At 66.0% G+C, this 429-nt stretch carries 1 protein-coding gene; it reads left to right on the top strand.

Going from position 1 to position 429, the window contains the following annotated elements; translation table 11 throughout:
• Nucleotides 1–66: 66 nt before the first annotated feature.
• A partial coding sequence (locus ACU8YE_RS25680) for a DUF4142 domain-containing protein (RefSeq protein ID WP_446930450.1) occupies nucleotides 67–429 on the top strand: 363 nt, incomplete at its 3' end.

Genomic DNA, 429 nt, shown 5'->3' with positions numbered 1-429 from the left:
GGGGGGTTATGGGCGGCGGGCGGGGTCTGACAAGCTGCGGTGGACAGCTTTTCAGGAGGTTTCACCATGCGAAAAACCCGCCTCGTTTCCGTCCTGACCCTGGCCCTCGTCTTTCCGACCGCGCTGGCGGGTGGGGCCGCCGGGCAGCCGATGGGTCCAGTCAGCACCGCCCAGGTGTCCAACGACACCGACGTGCTGTTCATGGAGGTCGCCACCATGAGCAACCTCACCGAGATTCAGACCTCGCAACTGGCGCTGCAAAAAAGCAGCGACGCCGCCGTGCGTGCCTACGCCCAGATGATGATCACGATGCACACCCGCGCGCAAAATGAACTGAACGCGCTCGCCGGTCAGAAGGGCGTGCGGCTGGCCGACAAGCCGGGGGCCGACCAGCGCCTGCTGTACAACCGCCTCAGCACGCTGTCGGGC

This window comes from Ralstonia sp. VS2407 (genome assembly GCF_052950655.1).
This window is presented reverse-complemented; position numbering and strand designations above follow the sequence as displayed.